Below are 308 nucleotides of genomic sequence, written 5' to 3'. Positions count from 1 at the left end.
CCTTTCGGAAATATTTAATAATGCAGCCAATACAGCGGTGCTTCCAGCATATTGGGTGATAGACACTACTATTGGATATAAGTTTGGAAATTCGGAGCTAAGACTCAATGTCAAGAATGTTGCTGATCGATTGTACTATACGAGTGCAATATACAACACGCAGTTTGTCGTGGGTAATGACCGTATTTTCATGTTGTCATTTAGACACCAGTTTTAAAATAGAAAAGGGGAAGCACCACCAGGCTACCCTTTACTAGCTCAATTCAATTTGAATGAATAAAAAGCTCAAAAAATCGCTCACTAAGGTC

1 protein-coding gene is annotated in these 308 nt (G+C 38.3%); it reads left to right on the top strand.

What is annotated here, in order from left to right:
- On the top strand, nt 1–217 hold a 217-nt coding region (locus I5349_RS13665; protein ID WP_226391339.1), incomplete at its 5' end, for a TonB-dependent receptor.
- Nucleotides 218–308 lie beyond the last annotated feature (91 nt).

It is taken from the genome of Penaeicola halotolerans, assembly GCF_016464625.1.
In the GTDB taxonomy this organism is placed as follows: Bacteria; Bacteroidota; Bacteroidia; order Cytophagales; family Cyclobacteriaceae; genus Penaeicola; species Penaeicola halotolerans.
Note: the sequence above shows the minus strand (reverse complement) of the source record. Positions and strands in the feature narration are given on the sequence as shown.